At 73.4% G+C, this 20059-nt stretch carries 19 protein-coding genes; 13 read left to right on the plus strand and 6 right to left on the minus strand.

Features of this window, described 5'->3' with window-relative positions; translation table 11 throughout:
• Positions 1-4: 4 nt before the first annotated feature.
• The 3 genes from NMK34_RS08250 to NMK34_RS08260 are packed head-to-tail and all read right to left on the minus strand — an operon-like array spanning position 5 to position 3064.
• Positions 5-1186: a DNA-processing protein DprA gene (locus NMK34_RS08250; protein WP_318332905.1), complete on the minus strand. Its 1182-nt coding sequence runs from the start codon at positions 1184-1186 to the stop codon at positions 5-7.
• Positions 1183-2703: a YifB family Mg chelatase-like AAA ATPase gene (locus NMK34_RS08255; protein ID WP_318332906.1), complete on the minus strand. Its 1521-nt coding sequence runs from the start codon at positions 2701-2703 to the stop codon at positions 1183-1185. The genes NMK34_RS08250 and NMK34_RS08255 overlap by 4 nt, the downstream gene beginning before the upstream one ends.
• A 1-nt stretch (position 2704) precedes the next feature.
• A complete protein-coding gene (locus NMK34_RS08260) occupies positions 2705-3064 on the minus strand; it encodes a YraN family protein (RefSeq protein ID WP_318332907.1) in 360 nt (119 codons plus the stop codon).
• 258 nt (positions 3065-3322) lie between these two features.
• Between NMK34_RS08260 and NMK34_RS08265 the strand changes: the two genes are divergently transcribed.
• The 8 genes from NMK34_RS08265 to NMK34_RS08300 all read left to right on the plus strand — a co-directional run bounded on the left by NMK34_RS08265 (position 3323) and on the right by NMK34_RS08300 (position 12119).
• Positions 3323-4378, plus strand: coding sequence for a hypothetical protein (locus tag NMK34_RS08265; RefSeq protein ID WP_412098859.1), 1056 nt, complete (start codon positions 3323-3325; stop codon positions 4376-4378).
• Positions 4379-4623: 245 nt separating this feature from the next.
• Positions 4624-5490, plus strand: a complete 867-nt coding sequence (rpsB, locus tag NMK34_RS08270) for a 30S ribosomal protein S2 (RefSeq protein ID WP_194799737.1) — start codon at positions 4624-4626, stop codon at positions 5488-5490.
• Between the two features lie 127 nt (positions 5491-5617).
• The gene (gene tsf, locus NMK34_RS08275; RefSeq protein WP_114919657.1) at positions 5618-6445 is read left to right on the plus strand and encodes a translation elongation factor Ts; all 828 of its coding nucleotides are present in this window, start codon (positions 5618-5620) and stop codon (positions 6443-6445) included.
• A 157-nt stretch (positions 6446-6602) separates the two neighbouring features.
• Positions 6603-7370, plus strand: coding sequence for a UMP kinase (pyrH, locus tag NMK34_RS08280; RefSeq protein WP_013284607.1), 768 nt, complete (start codon positions 6603-6605; stop codon positions 7368-7370).
• Between the two features lie 86 nt (positions 7371-7456).
• Positions 7457-8014 carry a ribosome recycling factor gene (frr, locus tag NMK34_RS08285; RefSeq protein WP_318332909.1) on the plus strand — a complete coding sequence of 186 codons (558 nt, stop codon included), beginning with the start codon at positions 7457-7459 and terminating at the stop codon, positions 8012-8014.
• 253 nt (positions 8015-8267) lie between these two features.
• Positions 8268-9617: a phosphatidate cytidylyltransferase gene (locus NMK34_RS08290; RefSeq protein ID WP_318332910.1), complete on the plus strand. Its 1350-nt coding sequence runs from the start codon at positions 8268-8270 to the stop codon at positions 9615-9617.
• Between the two features lie 104 nt (positions 9618-9721).
• Positions 9722-10867: a 23S rRNA (adenine(2503)-C(2))-methyltransferase RlmN gene (gene rlmN, locus NMK34_RS08295; protein WP_318332911.1), complete on the plus strand. Its 1146-nt coding sequence runs from the start codon at positions 9722-9724 to the stop codon at positions 10865-10867.
• Positions 10868-10889: 22 nt separating this feature from the next.
• The gene (locus tag NMK34_RS08300) at positions 10890-12119 is read left to right on the plus strand and encodes a DivIVA domain-containing protein (RefSeq protein ID WP_262014805.1); all 1230 of its coding nucleotides are present in this window, start codon (positions 10890-10892) and stop codon (positions 12117-12119) included.
• An 80-nt stretch (positions 12120-12199) separates the two neighbouring features.
• On the opposite strand, the gene NMK34_RS08305 is transcribed toward NMK34_RS08300, so the two are convergent.
• Positions 12200-12424 (minus strand): hypothetical protein, encoded by a 225-nt coding sequence (locus NMK34_RS08305; protein ID WP_013284612.1) that lies wholly within the window; start codon positions 12422-12424, stop codon positions 12200-12202.
• 248 nt (positions 12425-12672) lie between these two features.
• On the opposite strand from NMK34_RS08305, the gene NMK34_RS08310 reads away from it, so the two are divergent.
• Together NMK34_RS08310 and NMK34_RS08315 are read left to right on the plus strand one after the other, a co-directional pair.
• Positions 12673-14253 (plus strand): Rieske 2Fe-2S domain-containing protein, encoded by a 1581-nt coding sequence (locus NMK34_RS08310; protein WP_318332912.1) that lies wholly within the window; start codon positions 12673-12675, stop codon positions 14251-14253.
• Between the two features lie 108 nt (positions 14254-14361).
• Positions 14362-15000, plus strand: a complete 639-nt coding sequence (locus NMK34_RS08315; RefSeq protein ID WP_318336294.1) for a TMEM175 family protein — start codon at positions 14362-14364, stop codon at positions 14998-15000.
• A 68-nt stretch (positions 15001-15068) separates the two neighbouring features.
• On the opposite strand, the gene NMK34_RS08320 is transcribed toward NMK34_RS08315, so the two are convergent.
• Positions 15069-16664, minus strand: a complete 1596-nt coding sequence (locus NMK34_RS08320; RefSeq protein ID WP_318336295.1) for an NAD(P)/FAD-dependent oxidoreductase — start codon at positions 16662-16664, stop codon at positions 15069-15071.
• A gap of 238 nt (positions 16665-16902) precedes the next feature.
• On the opposite strand from NMK34_RS08320, the gene NMK34_RS08325 reads away from it, so the two are divergent.
• On the plus strand, positions 16903-17322 hold the full coding sequence (locus tag NMK34_RS08325) for a ribosomal protein L7/L12 (RefSeq protein WP_318332913.1): 420 nt from the start codon (positions 16903-16905) through the stop codon (positions 17320-17322).
• A 104-nt stretch (positions 17323-17426) separates the two neighbouring features.
• Positions 17427-18596 carry an alkaline phosphatase PhoX gene (locus tag NMK34_RS08330; RefSeq protein ID WP_318332914.1) on the plus strand — a complete coding sequence of 390 codons (1170 nt, stop codon included), beginning with the start codon at positions 17427-17429 and terminating at the stop codon, positions 18594-18596.
• 10 nt (positions 18597-18606) lie between these two features.
• On the opposite strand, the gene NMK34_RS08335 is transcribed toward NMK34_RS08330, so the two are convergent.
• Positions 18607-19449: a YhjD/YihY/BrkB family envelope integrity protein gene (locus NMK34_RS08335; protein ID WP_318332915.1), complete on the minus strand. Its 843-nt coding sequence runs from the start codon at positions 19447-19449 to the stop codon at positions 18607-18609.
• 51 nt (positions 19450-19500) lie between these two features.
• Between NMK34_RS08335 and NMK34_RS08340 the strand changes: the two genes are divergently transcribed.
• Complete coding sequence (locus NMK34_RS08340) at positions 19501-20046, plus strand: GNAT family N-acetyltransferase (RefSeq protein ID WP_318332916.1); 546 nt, start codon at positions 19501-19503, stop codon at positions 20044-20046.
• The last annotated feature ends 13 nt before the right edge of the window (positions 20047-20059 follow it).

Here is a 20059-nt window from a genome sequence, read left to right on the forward strand (position 1 = left end):
GCGCTCACGAGCGGGCGATCGGCGGTGGTGGCGCGAGCGCGTAGCCGTCGTCGCGGCGTACCACCATCGCCAGTTCCTCCAGCATGGACAGTTTGCGCATGGCGGTGCGCAGGTCCACGCCCGCCCGCGCCGCGACGCTCTCCAGGTCGAGGGCCCGGCGGCGGGGCAGCGCCTCCAGCACCTGGGTGGCCTCCTCGTCGAGCCGGTCCCGGGGGCGTTCGGGTGCCCGGGCGGGCGGGGCCAGGTCGTACCCGATGCGTCCCACCTCCTCCAGCACGTGCGCGACGTTCGCGACCAGCCGTGCCTCCGGCCGCTCCCGCAGCACCTCGTGCCCACCGACCGACATCGCTGAGGTCACCGGACCGGGCACCACCATCGCCGGGCGGCGCAGGCCGAGCGCCCGGTTGAGCGTCTGGGTGGCGCCGCTGCGGGCGGCGGCCTCGACGAGGACCGTGCCGTTCGTCGCCGCCGCGATGACCCGGTTGCGGATGAGGAACCGGGGCCGCAGCGGCTCCGCGCCGGGAATCCATTCGCTCACCAGCAGGCCGGTCTCGGCGATCCGGTCGAACAGCGCGGCGTTGCCCATCGGGTACGGGCGGTCCACGCCGCAGGCGAGCACGGTGACGGTGCGCCCGCCCGCTGTCAGCGCCCCGCGATGCGCGGCGGCGTCGATGCCGAACGCCCCACCGGACACGACTGTCCACTCCCGGTCGGCGAGGCCGTAGCCCAGCTCGGTGGCGATGTGCGCGCCGTAGGGGGTTGCCGCCCGCGCGCCGACGACCGCCACCGAGCGCGCCAGCGCCTCACCGAGCGGCCACGCTCCGCGTACCCAGAAACAGAGCGGCGGATCGGTCTCCACGTCGACCCGCCGGGTGGCGCCGGAGAGTGCCAGCCGGCGCAGGTCGCCGACCTGGGTGGGCCATTCGTCGTCCTCGGGGGTGACCAGCCGGGCCCCGAGCCGTTCGCCGCGGGCCAGCGCGTCGGCGGCGACCGCCCGGGCGTCCCCGGCGGCGCCGCGCGCCGCGACGGCCGACCGCAGCGTCCGTTCCGGTGCCCCGCCGGACAGCAGCAGATCGAGTGCCGCGACCGGGCCGAGCCGCTCGACCAGGGCGTACACCGACCGGGTGCCGGGCTCGGCGAGCCAGGTGAGCGCGACCCGCGCCAACCGGCGGTCGTCGGCGCTCACGCGACCTCTCCCGTCCGGAGCTGGATGGCCTCCGCCACGTCGTCGTGGGCGGGCCGGTCCCGCCCGTCCAGGTCCGCGATGGTCCAGGCGAGACGGAGTACGCGGTCGTAGCCGCGCGCGGACAGCGAACCGGTGTCGAGCCGGCGGCGGAGATCCGTGGTGACCCGGGCGGGCAGGTGCCACGGCGGCCGGCGCAGGTGCGGGCCGGGGACGTCGGCGTTCACCCGGTGCCCGGTGGCCGTCCAGCGCTCGGCGGCGGCGTGCCGCGCGGCGACCACCCGGGCGGCGACGGTGGCCGAGGACTCGTGCGCGGCGTCGGTGCGCAGCAGCTCCGCCGCGCGTACCGCCGTCAGCCGGACCTGCACGTCCACCCGGTCCAGCAGTGGACCCGACAACCGCCCGAGGTAGCGTCGCCGGGCCAGCGGCGGGCACTCGCAGTCGACGTCGCCGGAGGGTTTCGCGCACGGGCAGGGGTTCGCTGCCAGCACCAGTTGGGTGCGGGCCGGGTACTCGGTGGCGCCCCGGGTACGCGCCACCCGCACCCGGCCGCTCTCCAGCGGTTGCCGCAACGCCTCCAGCGCGCCCTTGCTGAACTCGGGCGCCTCGTCCATGAACAGGACCCCGCGGTGGGCGAGCGACACCGCGCCGGGCCGGGCCAGCCCGGAACCGCCGCCGACGAGCGCGGGCACGGTGGCGGTGTGGTGCGGCGCCTGGAACGGGGGACGGCGCAGCAGCCCGCCGCCGGGTGGCAGCAGGCCGGCGATCGAGTGCAGCGCGGTCACCTCCAGGGCTGCCTCGTCGTCCAGCGCGGGCAGGATCGACGGCAGTCGTTCGGCGAGCATGGTCTTGCCGGCGCCGGGTGGGCCGAACAGCGCGAGGTGGTGGCCACCGGCGGCGGCGATCTCCAATGCGCGCCGCCCGAGCGGTTGCCCGGCCACGTCGGCCAGGTCGGGCCCGGCCGTGCCGCCGGCCGGGACGTGGGCGGGCGGGGCGAGCAGCGGGCTGCCGTCGCGGACGTGGGCGACGAGCCGGTGCAGCGTGTCGACCGCGTGCACGCGTACGCCCGGGATGACTGCCGCCTCGGCGGCGTTGCCGGCGGGTACGACGACGCGGGTGTGCCCGGCGCGGGCGGCGGCGGCGACCATCGGCAGCGTGCCGCGGACGGGGCGTACCGCGCCGTCGAGGCCGAGTTCGCCGAGCACGACAGTGGCGTCAAGCGCCACCGGCGGGAGTTCACCCGAGCCGGCCAGGACGGCGAGCGCGATGGCGAGGTCGAACGCCGAGCCGTACTTCGGCAGGGTGGCGGGGAGCAGGTTGAGGGTGATGCGCCGGTTGGGCCACTTCTGGCCCGAGTTGACGATCGCGGCGCGGACCCGGTCGCGCGCCTCGTGCAGCGCGGTGTCCGGCAGGCCGGAGATGATCACGGCGGGCAGTCCGGGAGCCAGGTCGGCCTCGACCTCGACGAGATGCCCGGCGACTCCGGCCAGGCCGACGCTCAGCACTTTCGCGTACCCCATGTCAGAACGCGCCGCGGAGGTGCTCGACGCGGGCGGGGCCGGTGAGCGGGAGCCGGACGGAGAGCACGTCGAAGCGGACCTCGTCGGCGGTGGTGCCGGTCTCGGCGAGCCAGCGCGCGGCCAGGCCGCGCAGCCGGCGGGCCTTGGCCTGGACGACTGCCTCGGCGGGGGAGCCGAACTGCTCGCTACGGCGGGTCTTGACCTCGCAGATGGCCAGGACCGGGCCGTCCCAGGCGATGATGTCGATCTCGCCCTCGGGGCAGCGCCAGTTGCGGGCGATCGGGCGCAGGCCCGTCTCGATCAGGTGCCGTAGCGCGCACCGCTCGCCGTACGCCCCGACGGCTCGGTTCCGGTTCGTCATGCCCGCCAGGATGCGACCGGCGGCCACCGTCACGGGCGACACGGATCGGTTGCCTGTGGACAGGGTGCCGCCTGTGGACGGAACGACGATCATGAGCCCGATCTGCTACGGAGCGGCACGTCCCCTACCGGGACGCCGCGCTGATATCCACGCCGTACGGCTACTGAGCGTGTCTTGTCGGCAACCCGGCGGCATCGGCGCTGACCTGGGCCGATCCCCGGGAGACCCGAATGGCGCGGCTGGTGCCCGTCGCATACCGTGCCGGTCGTGGACGGACGACGGAGCTACTCCGAGGATGAGCAGGGGTCGCGGTGGGGCGACCGGGGATACGAGTCGGACTGGCGCGCCGCCGGCGAGCCCCGCTACCGCGACGACGACTACCGCACGCCCGAGCAGCGCGCCGGTGAGAACCGGTACGCCGAGCCGGGCCGGTACTCCGCCGCCGATCCGCTGGTGGACGACACGAGCGGCTGGCGGTCGCAGCGTCCGGACGACCCGGAGGTCTCCGGTGAGCTGCCCGGGTCGCGCGCCGGCCGTCGCGCGGCACGCGAGTCGGCGGCCGACCCGCTCGGCGCGGTGTCCCGCAGCGGCGTCGACGCGCTCGGCACCGCCGCCCACGGCAACCCGCTGTCGAGCACGCTCGGTGCCCCGGCGAACGCCCCGCTGACCGGCGCCGCACCGGCCGGTGCCGACCCGTACGGTCTCATCGCCCACGGCAGCGACCCGGCGGGCGGCGCCGGCGTCGACGCCCGGAGCGCTGCCGCCGGCGTCGAGAAGCCCCGGCTCAGCCCGATCGGCGGCTACCCGGTCGTCGAGCCGGCGCCTGGTGCCGACGGCGGGGCCGAAACGGCCGCCGCGGCACGGCTGAACCCCGGCGAGGCCACTCCGCTGCGGATCGGCGAGCGTCCGGGGGGTCCGGCCCAGCCGGCGGCGACCCCGAACCCGCTGGAGATGCCGACCGGCCCGATGCCCGCGGTGCTGCCGCGCCCGGACGGTCCGCCGCCCGGCGACGGCGTCTACCGGACCCGGCGTCCGGCGCTGGCGGTCCTGCTGGCGGCGCTGGTGCTGGTGCTGGAGGTGCCGGCGGTGCGGGTGTTGCTGCACGGCGTGTTCGGTGACCCGGTGTCGACGTCGCACGTGGTGGTGGGCATCTTCCTGGTGGTGGGTCTGCCGATCTTCGGCACCGGCCTGTACGGGCTGCGCACCGGCGGGCTGGCACTGGCCGACGGCAGCCGGGGCTGGCTGCGCCCGCCGACGGCGTACCTGACCGTCGGCCTGGTGCTGTTCCTCGCCGCGGCGCTCGCCGCCGGCTGACCAGCGGACCGCACGGCCGGTCTCCGCACCCGGGGGCCGGGCAGCGGAGGGGGCGCGTACACTGGTCGACTGGCGACCGCCTCGTGCGGTCGACCTCGCGTGCCCTCTCCACGGTCTCCTCCGTGGGGCGACGGCCTCCCTGGTCCCGGTCTGACGTACCGGGCCCACCCTGGCCGGCGATCGGGCGCCAGGCGTCCGGCCGCCGGCTGGACGGACAACCAGGGACAACGTAGGAGTGACCCACCATGGCCGTCGTGACCATGCGTCAGCTGCTGGAAAGCGGTGTGCACTTCGGGCACCAGACCCGCCGCTGGAACCCGAAGATGAAGCGCTTCATCTTCACCGAGCGCAACGGTATCTACATCATCGACCTGCGCCAGACGCTCGACTACATCGAGAAGGCGTACGAGTTCGTCCGCACCACCGTCGCCGGTGGCGGCAGCATCCTGTTCGTCGGCACCAAGAAGCAGGCCCAGGAGGCCATCGCCGAGCAGGCGACCCGGGTCGGCCAGCCGTACGTCAACCACCGCTGGCTCGGCGGCATGCTGACCAACTTCCAGACCGTGTACAAGCGGCTGCAGCGGATGAAGGAGCTGGAGGCCCTGGGTGACCTGAGCGGCACCGCCGCCGGTTACACCAAGAAGGAGACGCTTCAGCTCTCCCGCGAGAAGATCAAGCTCACCAAGACCCTCGGTGGTCTGCGGGACATGCAGAAGCTCCCGGCCGCGGTCTGGATCGTCGACACCAAGAAGGAGCACATCGCCGTCGACGAGGCCCGCAAGCTGGGCATCCCGGTGATCGCGGTGCTCGACACCAACTGCGACCCGGACGAGGTCGACTTCCCGATCCCGGGCAACGACGACGCCATCCGCTCGGCCGAGCTGCTGACCAAGGTCGTGGCCGCCGCCGTCGCCGACGGTCTGATCGCCCGTTCCGGCCGTAACCGGGGCGCGGACGAGAAGCCCGAGGCCGGCCAGGTCGCCGCCGACGAGCCGCTGGCCGAGTGGGAGCGCGAGCTGCTCGAGGAGCCGAAGAAGGCCGACGAGCAGCCCGCCGCCGCCGAGCCGGCCGCGCCGGCCGCCGAGCAGCCGGCGACCGCCTCCGCGGAGTGATCTCGCCGTCGCGTCCCCACCGTCCGGGTTCCCGGCGGTGGGGACGCGACGGGTACGCCGGGCAGAACCGGCCCGGAACCGGGTAACCAGCACCCCAGACCACCTCACTGACACCGAAGAGAGAGTCATGTCCAACTTCACCGCCGCGGACGTCAAGAAGCTCCGCGACCTCACCGGCGCCGGCATGATGGACTCCAAGAAGGCGCTGACCGAGGCCGAGGGCGACTTCGACAAGGCCGTCGAGATCCTGCGCGTCAAGGGCGCCAAGGACGTCGGCAAGCGGGCCGGGCGCACCGCCGCCAACGGCCTGATCGCCCACTCCGGCCAGGCGCTGCTCGAGCTCAACTGCGAGACCGACTTCGTCGCCAAGAACGACGCCTTCATCGCGCTGGCCCAGCAGCTGGTCGAGCACGGCGTGGCCAGCGGCGCCACCAACGCCGAGGAGCTGCTCGCCAGCAGCATCGACGGCAAGAGCGTGGCCGACCTGATCCAGGAGCAGTCCGCCAAGATCGGCGAGAAGCTGGTGCTCAACCGCTTCGCCAAGCTGGACGGCACCACCGCGGTCTACATGCACCGCAAGAGCCAGGATCTGCCCCCGGCGGTCGGCGTGCTGGTCGAGTTCACCGGCAAGACGGACGAGGCGGCGGACGCCGACGCCCGCGCCGTGGCCATGCAGATCGCCGCGATGCGGCCGAAGTACCTCACCCGCGACGAGGTGCCGGCCGAGACCGTCGAGTCCGAGCGGCGCATCGCCGAGCAGACCGCCCGCGAGGAGAACAAGCCCGAGGCGGCGCTGCCGAAGATCGTCGAGGGCCGGGTCAACGCCTTCTTCAAGGACTTCGTCCTGCTGGAGCAGGCGTCGGTCGCCGACAACAAGAAGACCGTCAAGCAGGTGCTGGCCGACGCGGGCATCGAGGTGACCCGCTTCCTGCGGTTCGAGGTCGGCCAGGCCTGAGCCGCCGCACCGGGCCGTTCGGCCCGGGCACAGGGGAGAACGTCGACGAGGAGGCCGCCGGTGTACGCGACAGGCACCGCGGCCTCCTCGTCACATAGGGTCGGCAGGGGCACGTACGCGACGCTCGCGCGATGCGCGGGGAGAAGGGGCGGGGCGGATGACGCAGGTTGTGAGTGACCGGAGCCTGGCGGCGGAGGATCCGACCGCCCCTCCGCCCGGTCGGTCCCGCCGGGTGGTGCTGAAGCTCTCCGGTGAGGTCTTCGGCGGCGGCGCGATCGGCGTCGACCCCGACGTCGTGCAGGGCATCGCCCGCCAGATCGCCACCGTGGTACGCCGCGGCGTGCAGGTCTCCGTGGTGGTCGGCGGCGGCAACTTCTTCCGCGGCGCCGAGCTGCAGAAGCGCGGCATGGACCGGGCCCGCGCCGACTACATGGGCATGCTCGGCACGGTCATGAACTGCCTGGCCCTCCAGGACTTCCTGGAGAAGGAGGGCATCGAGACCCGGGTGCAGAGCGCCATCACGATGGCCCAGGTCGCCGAGCCGTACATCCCGCTGCGCGCGATCCGCCACCTGGAGAAGGGCCGCGTGGTCATCTTCGGTGCCGGCGCCGGCATGCCGTACTTCTCCACCGACACGGTCGCCGCCCAGCGGGCGCTGGAGATCCGCGCGGACGTGGTGCTGATGAGCAAGAACGGCGTGGACGCGGTCTACACCGCCGACCCCCGGATCGACCCGACCGCGAGCAAGCTCGACTCGATCACCTTCTCCGAGGTGCTGCGCCGTAACCTGCGGGTGGCCGACGCCGCCGCGTTCAGCCTCTGCATGGAGAACGGCCTGCCGATGCTGGTCTTCGGCGCCCAGGGCGACGACACCATCGTCCGGGCCGTCGGCGGCGAGAAGATCGGCACCCTGATCACCGCCTGACCGGCCCGCCGGACCGGCAGCGGTCCCTCTGCCACGGCAGCACCCGCACCACACACGACGAGCGACAGAAGGAGGCGAGGAGACCGGTGATCGACGACACCCTCCTCGAGGCGGAGGAGAAGATGGAGCGTGCCATCGAGCACGCCAAGGAGGAGTTCGGCGGCATCCGTACCGGACGCGCCAACGCCGCCATGTTCTCCCGGATCGTCATCGACTACTACGGCAGCCCGACCCCGCTGCCGCAGATGGCGTCCATCGCGGTGCCCGAGCCGCGCATGGTGATCATCAAGCCGTACGACAACTCGCAGCTGGGCGCCATGGAGAAGGCGATCCGCGACTCGGACCTCGGGGCCAACCCGAACAACGAGGGCAACCAGCTCCGCATCGTCCTGCCGCAGATGACCGAGGAGCGGCGCCGCGACATGATCAAGGTCGCCCGGCAGAAGGGCGAGGAGGCCAAGGTCGCCGTCCGCAACATCCGCCGCAAGGCCAAGGAGGAGCTGGACCGCCTGGTCAAGGACGGCGAGGTCGGCGAGGACGAGGGCCGGCGCGCGGAGAAGGAGCTGGACGACCTGACCCAGCGCTTCGTCGCCAGCGTCGACGAGCTGGTCAAGCACAAGGAGAGCGAGCTGCTCGAGGTCTGAGCACCCGCGTACCTCGCACGGCACCGCGCGCCGTCGCCCGCCCGGGCGGCGGCCCGGTGCCGTCGTCGTGCCCGGCGGCGCACACCCTCGGGGCCGCGACGGGTGCAGTAGGCTCGGCACGATTCCCGACCACCACGGGGTGAACGGCGGGAGTCGCCCGGCCGTCGGTCGGTAAACAGGAAGTCTCACGCCGGTAGGGGATGGTCTTGGTCTTGCGTCATGTGGTGGCTCTCGTACCGGCTGCCGGTGCGTGATGTCCCACCCCGACCCCTACGGCAACACCGAGTCGCGTGGCTGGGACCGCCCGGCCGCTCCGGCCCTGCCCTGGCCGGACACCGACTTGGAGCCCGGCCCCTGGCGACCCGGCCCGGCCGCGCACACCCACCCCGCCGAGCCGGACACCCACGCCCGCCCCGGCGCCGGCCCGGACACGTACGCCGGATCTGACACCTACGCCGGTCCGGACACCTACGCCGGGCCGTACCCGACGGGCTCGCGGCACCACGACGGCCCGGGCCGGTACGACGGACCGCCGGCCGGCGACCGCGGCCGGCCCGCCGGGCCGGAGCACGACGGCCCGTGGGGTGAGCCCGCCCGCGACGACGAGTACCCGACCGCGCAGATCGCCCCGGTGCGCGACGAGCCCACCGAGCAGATCCGCGACGAGCCCACCGAGCAGATCCCGGCGGTACGCGACGAGCCCGCCTCGGAGCCGCCGGCCGGCCGCCGCGGGCCGGGACGCCGGCGGGCGAGCGCCGAGCGTCCGCCGACCACCGAGCCGAAGACGTCCCGGGCGGGGCGCAACCTGCCGGCCGCGATCGGCGTCGGGGTGGCCCTCGGCGCGGCGGTCGTGGTGCCGCTGTTCTTCTTCATGCCGGCGTTCCTCGCCGTGCTCGCGACCGCTGTGGGGATCGGCATCTGGGAGATGGCCCGCGCGGTACGCCGCAGCGGCGCCCACCCGCCGCTGGCGCCGCTCGTCGCCGGTGGCGTGATCACCGTGGGCCTGGCCTGGTACGCGGGCCCCGACGCGCTCTGCCTCGGCCTGCTGGTCACGGTGCTGGGCACGATGATCTGGCGGCTGGGCGACGGGCCCGGCAACTACCAGCGCGACCTGACCGCGGCCACCCTGATCGCGGTGTACGTGCCGTTCCTCGCCGGGTTCGCGGCGATGCTCGCGGCGGCACCGGATGACGGGCACCTGCGGGTGCTGGTGACGCTGGCGGCGGTGGTGCTCTCCGACACCGGCGGGTACGCCGCGGGCGTGTCGTTCGGCAAGCACCCGATGGCGCCCACGATCAGCCCGAAGAAGTCCTGGGAGGGCTTCGCCGGCTCGGTGACCGCGGCGGCGGCGGGCAGCGCGGCGCTGCTGTGGGCGTTGTTCGACGTGGCCCCCTGGTGGGGTGCGCTGTTCGGGATGGCGATCTCGGTCTCGGCGGTGCTCGGTGACCTCGCCGAGTCGATGATCAAGCGGGATCTGGGCGTCAAGGACATGAGCAACCTGCTGCCCGGGCACGGTGGTCTGATGGACCGGCTCGACTCGATCCTGTTCGCCGTGCCGGTGGCGTACCTGCTGCTCGCCGTCTTCGTCCCGGTGGTGAACTGAGGCATGCGTCACGGCGGCGACCCGCTGCGGGCCGGGTGGCCGGGGGCGATTCGACACGTACGGACGGGTGCGTCCGGGCGGGAGCGTGTCAGACTGGACGCGCCATGACGAGTCTTCCGCTGATCTCCGTAGACCCCGACGCCCGCGGCCGCCGGCCCGCGATGCCTCCCCGCCACCTCGCCGACCTGGACCTGCCGGGCCGGCAGGCGCTCGTCACCGAGCTGGGTGAGCCCGCGTTCCGCGCCAAGCAGGTCTCCAACCACTACTTCGGCCGCCTGGTGCGCGACGCGGAGCGGATGACCGACCTGCCGGCGGCGACCCGGGAGCGGCTGGCGGGTGAGCTGCTGCCCACGCTGCTCACTCCGGTCCGCGAGCTGGCCTGCGACGACGGCGCGACCCGCAAGGCGCTCTGGCGGCTGCACGACGGCTCGCTGGTGGAGAGCGTGCTGATGGGCTACCCGGACCGGGTGACCGTCTGCATCTCCAGCCAGGCCGGCTGCGGCATGGCCTGCCCGTTCTGCGCCACCGGCCAGGCCGGGCTGACCCGCAACCTGTCCACCGCCGAGATCGTCGACCAGGCGGTCTACCTGGCCGGGGTGGCCGCGTCCGGCGCCGTGGCCGGTTCGCCGCCGCGGCTGTCGCACGTGGTGTTCATGGGCATGGGCGAGCCGCTCGCGAACTACTCGCGGGTGGTGGCGGCGATCCGCCGGCTGGTGGCCCCGGCGCCGGAGGGGCTGGGCCTGTCGCAGCGGCACATCACCGTATCGACCGTCGGTCTGGTGCCGGCGATCCGCCGACTGGCCAGCGAAGACCTCTCGGTGACCCTTGCGCTGTCGCTGCACGCCCCCGATGATGAGCTGCGCGACGAACTCGTCCCGGTCAACCAGCGCTGGAAGGTGTCCGAGGTGCTGGACGCGGCGTGGGACTACGCGGCCACGACGGGGCGTCGCGTGTCCATCGAATACGCGATGATCAAGGACGTGAACGATCAGCCGTGGAGAGCCGATCTGCTCGGGCGGCTACTGGCCGGCAAGCTGGCCCACGTGAACCTGATCCCGCTCAACCCGACTCCGGGCAGCCGCTGGGACGCCAGCCCGAAGCCGGTCGAGCGGGAGTTCGTCCGGCGGTTGCGCGACGCCGGGGTGTCGACCACGGTGCGCGACACCCGGGGACGCGAGATCGACGGGGCCTGTGGGCAGCTCGCCGCCGCCGGGGACACGGACGGCGACTCACACGCGGCAACGGCGTAGCGGTACGAGACCAGGAGACATAGTGGCGAGTCAGGGTCAGCGTTTCCGGCGTAAGGCGCTCCGCCGGGGCTACAAGGTCGACGAGGTCGACGCCTTCCTGGACCGGGTCGAGGCGACACTCGACGGCCAGCCGATCGGCGCGCCCGTGGCCTCCCAGGAGGTCCACGACGTCGTCTTCCGGGTCCGGTTCAACGGCTACGACGAGTGGCAGGTCGACCTGCACCTCGACCGGGTCGAGCGGCAGCTCGCCGAGCTGGAGGAGCGCGGTGGCGCGCCGGCCGGGCGCGGTGGCGACCCCCGGATGGCCGACCGGCTCGGCCCGCCGATGCGCGACGACCGGGGCATGTCGCCGGTGCCGCAGCCGCCGATGCCGCCCCGGCAGATGCCCGCCCAGCCCGGCCCGCCCGCCGATCGGTACGGCAACCGCTACGACGAGCCGACCGGCGCGTTCGCCGGTGGCTACGACGGCCCGCGCGGTGGCTACGACGGCCCCCGCGGCCCGGGTGGCCCCGGCCCGATGGGTCCGGGCGCGCCGATGGGGCACGGTGGCCCGCCGCCGCGCGGCCTGCCGCCCGGCCCGGGCGGTTACGGCCCGCCGGACAACGGCCCCGGCGGTTACGGCCCGCCGGACAACGGCCCCGGTGGGTACGGTCCGCCGGACAGCGGCCCTGGCGGCTACGGTCCCCCGGACAGCGGCCCCGGTGGGTACGGCCAGGAGGAGCGCTTCGACGGGTTCGAGGCCGGTCGGCGTGCCCGTGCCGACATGACCGCCGAGATCCGCATGCCCGAGCGTGAGCTGCGTGGTCGTGGCCCCGGTGGCCCGCCGGCGCTGCCGCAGCAGGGTTACGGCGCACCGGAGCCCGGCTACGGCCCGCCGGACCCGGGTTACGGGCCGCCGGACCAGGGCTACGGCCCGGGCCCCTCGATGACCGGCCCGCCGCTCGTGAGCCCGCCGGTCGCCGGTCCGCCGATGGTGGGGCCGCCGATGGCCGGCCCGCCCGGCAGCGACCTGCATCGGGTCGACCAGATCCGGCGCAGCTTCCAGGTCCGGCGCTTCGGCAGCGGGTACGACCCGGACCAGGTCGACCGGTTCTTCGAGACGCTGCTCGGCGGCATGCAGGGGCGCAACCCGATGCCGGTGAACCCCAAGGAACTCGACACGCTGCGCTTCGGGCTGGTGCCCGGTGGCTACTTCGAGGCCGAGGTCGACGCGGCGCTCAAGGACGTGCAGGACATCCTGCTCGGCCGCTGACCCCGCCTCCCGAGACGACGAAGGGCCCGCCCCCCCGGTGAGGGGGCGGGCCCTTCGCGCACTACCGTGGGCGCCGCGCGTCAGGACCGCAGGCCGTTGCGGCGCAGCACGGCGTCGCCGATGACGATGGCGATCAGCAGTCCGGCGATCCCGAACAGCCAGATGTGCTCCACCCGGCCCTCCTCGATCCCGCAGAGCGCCATCAGTACCAAAGCCACCGCCGACAGCACCGCACCGATCCGTCCGGACTTGCGGTGTCCGGGCTTGTGCTGATCTGGCGCGGTTACCGGCTCGTCTCCTGCCACTGTCGGTCCTTCCCTCGCGATCGGATCTCCGATCAGTCTGGCACGGCCCCAACCGGGCCCGGCGCAGGGTCCGACCTCCTGTGCCGGGGATGACCCGGGCGGGCGACAGCGGGCGGGCGGCGCGGCCCGGGTCGTTGGTCCCGTACCGGTGGGGGCGGATGACCACTACCGGCGTCGCGGGACGGCGAGCACACTGCCTCCGGTAGCGTCTTGACGTACACCTTGATGCCTTTTTGAGGAGGACTGCGGTGCGAGTGACCGGTACGGGGCATGCCAGCATGCGGATCGACACGGCCGCGGGCAGCATCCTGTGCGACCCGTGGGTCAACCCCGCCTACTTCGCCTCGTGGTTCCCCTTCCCGGACAACTCCCTGCTCGATTGGGCGACCCTCGGCCAGGTCGACTACCTGTACGTGTCGCACCTGCACCGGGACCACTTCGACGCGAAGCACCTGCGGGACTTCGTGTCGAAGGACGCCACCGTGCTGCTGCCCGAGTTCCCCACCTCGGAGATGGAGGACGAGTTCCGGGAGCTGGGCTTCACCAAGTTCCTCAAGGCCCCGAACGAGCAGGTCGTGGAGCTGCCCGGCGGCCTGAAGATCATGATCCAGGCGCTGACCAGCCCGACCGACGGCCCGATCGGCGACTCGTCGCTCTGGGTCGAGTACGACGGCGTGCGGCTGCTCAACCAGAACGACGCCCGCCCGACCGACCTCAGCGTGTTCGCCGAGCTGGGCCACGTGCACGCGCACATGCTCCAGTTTTCCGGCGCGATCTGGTACCCGATGGTCTACGAGTTGCCGCAGGCGGCGAAGACCGCGTTCGGCAAGCAGAAGCGGGACCGGCAGTTCGACCGCACCTGGCGCTACATCGACGACCTGAAGGCCGACCACGTCTTCCCGATCGCCGGCCCGCCGTGCTTCCTCGACGACGAGCTGTGGCAGTTCAACGACATCTTCGGCGACGAGGGCAACATCTTCCCCGACCAGTCGGTGTTCCTCGCCGAGTACGCCAAGGTCGGCGGCACCAACGGCATCGTGCTGCTGCCGGGCAGCGTCTCGGAGATCACCACCGAGGGCGCGACCACCACGCACCCGGTGCCGGTGGAGGAGTTCTTCGCGAACAAGGTCGCCCACCTGGAGGAGATGCGGGAGCGCAAGCGCGGCGTCATCGAGGCCGAGAAGGCGTCCTGGCGGCACCCCGAGGTCGACGTGCTCGGCGAGATGAAGCGCCGGATCGAGCCGCTGCTCGACGAGTCGATCTACCTGGCCAAGGGCGTCGGCGGGCCGGTCCGTTTCGACCTGGTCGGTTACGACGGTTCCGAGGTCGAGTCGATCGTGGTGGACTTCCCGGGCAAGGAGGTCCGGCCGTACGCGGACGAGAAGGTCCGCTACCGGTTCCGTACCGAGCGGGCGCTGATCGAGCACCTGCTGCACATCGGCGAGGTGGACTGGGTGAACTCCCTCTTCCTGTCCTGCCGTTTCTCCGCGGCCCGCATCGGCCAGTACAACGAGTTCGTCTACGCCTTCTTCAAGTGCCTGTCCGAGGAGCGTCTCCAGTACGCCGAGGGCTGGTACGACGAGCACGAGCGGGCGGTCGACGCCGAGGACATCACGCTCGACGGCTGGGTGGTGCAGCGGCGCTGCCCGCACCTGAAGGCGGACCTGAGCCGGTTCGGCATCGTCGACGGCGACCAGCTCACCTGCCAGCTGCACGGCTGGAAGTTCGACCTGGCCAGCGGCCGCTGCCTGACCAGTGTCGGGCACAAGATCCGCGCGCATCGCGCCGACGCGGAGACCCCGGCGCCGGCCGGGGAAGCGGCCATCTGACGAGTTCCGCCCCGTCCGCCGTCCCCGGCACGCGACCATCGGTCGGGAGGGGGCGGCGTGACGGGTGCGGACAGGGAACCGGCGTACCGGTTCGGACGCGGCAACGAGATGGCGCGCGACGCCTCCCGGGTGGAGGCGTTCAGCGACGCGGTGATCGCCATCGTGCTCACCCTGATGGCCGTCGAGCTGCTGTCGTTCGACCCGGACACGCCGCAGGACGACGGGCTGCCGGCCGCGCTGCTGCACGAGTGGCGCGCCTACCTGGCGTACGTGATCACGTTCGCCATCGTCGGCCAGGTCTGGCTGACCCACCACAACATGTGGCGTTACGTCCGCCGGGTCGACCAGATGCTGCTGGTGCTGAACCTGCTGCTGCTGATGTTCGTGGCGGCGATCCCGTTCACCGCCGACCTGCTCGCGGACAACCTGCGCGGCACCGTCGGCGACCAGCGGCTGACCGCCGCGCTGTACGCGGGCGTGGTGCTCGGTGAGGCGCTGTTCTTCAACCTGAGCTGGTGGTGGGCGCGCCGCCGCGGGCTGCTGCAACCGGGCCTGGACCCGAGGCTGGCGCGGGCGGTGGCCCGCCGGTTCCGCCTCGGTCCGCTGCTCTACCTGGTGGCGTTCGCGATCGTGTTCGTCGACCCGGTGCTGAGCCTGCTGGCGTACCTGCTGCTTGTCGGCGTCTACCTGGTGCGCGGGCCGGGCGACCTCCCGCCCGCCGGCCAGGAGTCGCCCGAGACGCCGTGAGCGGCTGTCAAGGCGGCTGTTAACAAGGGGCCCTTCCTCTACCGCAGGCGTTAATAAGGGGCCCTTCCTTACATCTCGGCGAGGATGCGGCGGGCGGCGTTGTGCCCGGCCGCGCCGATCACGCTGCCCGCCGGATGGCAGCCCGCGCTGCCCGCGTACACGCCGTCCACCCCCGTCGCGTACGGCATCCGGTCGGTGAACGACACCGTGTTGTCGACGTGGTGGATGTGCCCGCCGGTGATACCGAAGTGCGCCTCGATGCCGGGCGGCGGCAGCGGTACCGCGTCCGCGACCAGGTCACCGGCGCCCGGGGCGTACCGCTCGCAGATCGCGAGCAGCCGCTCCACGTAGCCGGGCAGCGCCGCGTCCCAGGTGGTGCCGGCCAGCTCGTAGGGGACCGACTGCACGAACAGCGCCGACGAGTGGTGCCCCGCCTCGTCGGACAGCGACGGGTCGACAGTGGTGTGCAGGTACCACTCGATCGTCGGCTCCTCCGGCAGCCGCCCGGCCCGCACGTCCGCCCACATGCCGCGCAGCGCCGCCATCGGCGACTCGCCGCCGTCGCCGACGAGCGAGGCCGAGCCGGGCAGCAGGTGGATGGTCGACCCGAACGGGCTCGGCGCGTCGGCCGGCAGGCAGGAGAAGCGCGGCAGTCCGGTCAGCGCCAGGTTGAGCTTGAGCGTGGTGCCGGGGCGGCGGACCGCCGCCATCCGCGCGCCCAGCTCCGCCGGGAGCGCGCCGTCGGGCAGCAGTTCCATCAGCCGGTACGGGTCACAGGCGCCGAGCACCACCGGGGCGTCCACCTCCCGCCCGTCGGCGAGCGTCACCCCGGCGGCGGCGCCTCCGGCCAGCCGGATCGCTGTGACCGGCGCGTCGGCCACGATCCGCGCCCCGGCCCGCACGGCGGCCTCGGCGAACGTGCGGGACACCGTGCCCATACCGCCACGGGTGATCATCCAGGTGCCGTCCGCGCCCGGCAGCCGGCACATGTTGTGCACCAGGAAGTTGTGACCCGTTCCGGGATCGTCCGGGCCGGCGTTCAGCCCGGACAGGCCGTCGGTGACCGCGTACATGCTGACCAGCAGCTCGGAGCGGAAGTCGAAGCGGGCCAGGTGGTCGGCGACCGAGCCGCGTACCAGGTCGACGAAGACCTGCCGCAGTGCGGGCCGCACGTAACGTTCGGCGGTCTCCTCGACCGGCAGCGGCTCGGCCAGCCACGCCGGGGCGAGATCCTCCCGTAGCTGGGCCAGCTCGGCGTGCAGCGCGTCGTCGGCGGCGACGTCGGCGGGGGAGAACATCTCCGCGAGCTGCCGCCGGCTCGCTGCCACGTCGCTGCCGGCCAGCAGGTACGGCGAACCGAGCCCGCCCGGCGTGGGCAGGAAGTAGTGCGGGTCGCGGCGCAGCACCGGGATGGTCACGTCGAGCGTGGCCAGCAGCTCCGGCGGCATCAGCCCGAGCAGGTACGACCCGGTGGAGTGACGCAGTCCCGGCACCTTCGGGAACGGGTTCTCGGTGCGGGTCGCCCCGCCGATCACCCCGGACGCCTCCAGCACCAGCACGTCCAGGCCGGCGCGGGCCAGCAGGATCGCCGAGACCAGGCCGTTGTGCCCGGCGCCGACCACCACGACGTCGGCGCGGGACGGCAGCTCACTCGCGTCGCTCATGGCGTGCCGGCTGGGCATGCGCTCACGGCCCTCGCTGCGCTCGGTGCGTTCGCTCATGCTGTGCCGGCTGGGCATGCGCTCACGGCCCTCGCTGCGCTCGGTGCGTTCGCTCATGCTGTGCCGGCTGGGCATGCGCTCACGGCCCTCGCTGCGCTCGGTGCGTTCGCTCATGCCGCGGAGCGTAGCGGCGACGGGTCCCGCGCGGGAGGGTTCGCGGCGGGGCGCTACCGTTCCCGGCATGTCCCCGGCTGTCCAGATCGCGCTCGCGGTGGCGCTCGTCGTGGTGGTGCTCCTCCTCCTGCTCGTGCTGCGGCGCGACCGTCCCCGGGACCTGGTCGCCCCGGATCGCCCGGCCGGCGACGGGCAGGCCGAGGTGCTCCGGCTGGCCCGCGCGGGGCGTACCGTCGAGGCGGTCAAGGTGCTGCGCGAGCAGACCGGGCTGTCGCTGCTGGACGCGAAGCGGGCGGTGGACGCGCTGGCGGCCGGCGGAGCCTGGTCGCCCGGCCCCCCGGCGCCCGGGAAGGGCGTCGACGAGGCGGTGCGGGCCGAGGCCGCGCGGCTGCTGTACCAGGGGAAGAAGATCCAGGCGATCAAGGTGGTGCGGGAGCACACGCACATGTCGCTCGCCGACGCGAAGCGGTACGTCGAAGGGCTCTGACGCCGGACGGCCGTCACCGGGCGTTCACCCTATAGTGGCAGTTGTCGATGCATTTCCGTCCTACCGTCGACGGGACACCCACCGACTCCGGGAGGTAATCCCCGATGGATCGTCGTACCGTCCTGCGTGCCACAGCCGTCGGTGGCGCCGCCGCTTTCGCCGGTGGCCTCTGGGCCGCCGCTGCCGCCCCGGCCCAGCCCGCCCAGCCCGGTCCCGGCCCGTACGGCGACCTGCTGGCCGCCGACGCCAACGCCCTCCAGTTGCCGGCCGGGTTCACCAGCCGGGTGATCGCGCGGTCCGGGCAGCGGGTCGCCGGCACCTCGTACACCTGGCACCCGGCGCCCGACGGCGGCGCCTGCTTCCCGGCCGGCGACGGCTGGATCTACGTCTCCAACTCGGAGGTGCCGCTCGTCGGCGGCGCCTCGGCGGTGCGGTTCGCCGCCGACGGCGCGATCGCCGCCGCGTACCGGATCCTCGGCGGCACGAACGTCAACTGCGCGGGCGGGCCGACCCCGTGGGGGACGTGGCTGTCCTGCGAGGAGGTGCCGCTGGGCCGGGTCTTCGAGACCTGGCCCGAGGGCGGCCGGTCCGGCGAGGAACGGACCCGGATGGGCCGCTTCAAGCACGAGGCGGCGGCCTGCGACCCGGTGCGCCGGGTGGTCTACCTGACCGAGGACGAGGGCGACGGCTGCTTCTACCGGTTCGTCCCGGACTCCTGGGGCGACCTGCGCACCGGCAAGGTGCAGGTGCTGTGCGCCCCGGACGGCCAGGTGACCGGGCCGGTGACCTGGCGGGACCTGCCGGACCGCGACGGGTTCCCGGTGCCCACCCGCTACCAGGTGGGCGCCGCCCAGACGTTCGACGGCGGTGAGGGCTGCTGGTACGCCGACGACACCTGCTGGTTCACCACGAAGGGCGACAACCGGGTGTGGGCGTACGACGCGGTGAACCAGCGGCTCGACCTCGCGTACGACGACTCGCTGGTGCCGGCCGGTGCCGCGCCGCTGACCGGCGTCGACAACATCACCGGCACCGCCGGCGGTGACCTCTACGTGGCCGAGGACGGCGGCAACATGGAGATCAACGTGATCACGCCGGCCGGTGTGGTGACCCCGTTCCTGCGGCTGCTCGGGCAGCCCGAGTCGGAGATCACCGGGCCGGCGTTCTCGCCGGACGGCAGCCGGCTCTACTTCTCCTCGCAGCGCGGCACCAGCGGCGCCCGGGCGGGAACCGGCGGTATCACGTACGAGGTGCGCGGCCCGTTCCGGCGCTGACCTCCCGCGGTCAGGCGCGGGCCGCCACCCGGGCGGCCCGCCACCGGCTCGCCGCCAGCGTGGCGGAGTAGCCGGACAGCACGATCACGTGGAACAGATAGAGCCACAGCAGCACCGCCACGCCGCCGCCGATCTCGTCGAACCCGCCGAACGGCACGCCCAGGTCCAGCGGCAGCGAGCAGAACAGCACGAACCCGTGCAGGAAGCCGGACAGGTTCGCCGCGGTGAACGAGCCCAGGCCCACTGTGACGAGCCAGTCCGGGGAGGCCGGGCCGACCACCCGGAACACCCAGATCAGCACCGGCGTGAGCACCAGCCACACCGCTAGGAACGACAGCACCACGCCGAGCGCACCGACCCAGCCGCCCTGGCGTACCAGCCGGGTGGTCAGCGGCAGCCCCAGCAGGATCGACAGCAGCAGCGCCGGGGCCGGCGCCAGCAGCGGGAGCAGCAGCAGGCGGCCCCGCCAGCCGACCAGCGCACCGGACTCGGCGCGCGGCTCGGCCACCGAGACGAACGCGCGGCGCAGCCCTTCCCCGTAGAGCGAGGCAGGCAGCAGCGACGCCAGCGCCAGCAGCGGGGTCAGCTCCAGCCCGGCCTCGACGAGCGCGGCCGCCGCCCGGTGGGCGCCGATCTCGGTGGGCAGCGTGTCGATCGCGTACCCGGTCAGCCGCCGCACCCGGTCCGCCCCGGCGAGCAGCCCGGTCAGCCAGATCGCCAGCAGCGCCACCGGCACCACGGCGATCGCGCCGTAGAAGGTGATCGCGGCGGCGTGCAGCGACAGGTCCCGGCCGCGGACCGGCCGGAACGCCGCAGCCGTGATCCGCTTGGTCCGCTCCCACCCGTCGCCCATCGCCCTCTCGTTCCCCGTACGCCCCCGCGCCACGCATTACGATCCGGCGGCATGACGATCGCCACGACCGACCGGCTGGTTCTCCGCGACTGGACCGAGTCGCCGGACGACCTGGCCCGGATCTACGACATCTACTCACGGGACGAGGTGATGCGCTGGCTGGGCGGCGGCAAGGGGCGGATGACCGACCCGTCCGAGGCGCGCGAGCGGGTCCGGATGTGGCACGAACGCTGGGCGCCGTACGGCGGCCGCTGGGGTCTGTGGGCGATCGAGCCGCGCGACGGCGGGCCGGTGGCGGGGAGCATCCTGCTCAAGCCGCTGCCGGGACGCGACGGCGTCACCCTGACCGACGACATCGAGGTCGGCTGGCACCTGCATCCCGACGCCCAGGGCCGCGGCTACGCGACCGAGGCGGCCCGCGCGGTGCTGGAACGCGAGTTCGCCACCGGCACCCCGAGGGTGTACGCGGTGGTGATGGCCGGGAACGACCCGTCGATGGCGGTGGCCCGGCGCCTCGGCATGACGCACGCGGGTGTGCGTACCGACTGGTACGGCGGGGTCGAACTGGAGACCTTCGTCCTGGAACGTCCGACCTGAGCCGTGCCGTTGG

The sequence above is a fragment of the Micromonospora sp. BRA006-A genome (assembly GCF_033433935.1).
Lineage (GTDB): Bacteria > Actinomycetota > Actinomycetes > Mycobacteriales > Micromonosporaceae > Micromonospora > Micromonospora aurantiaca.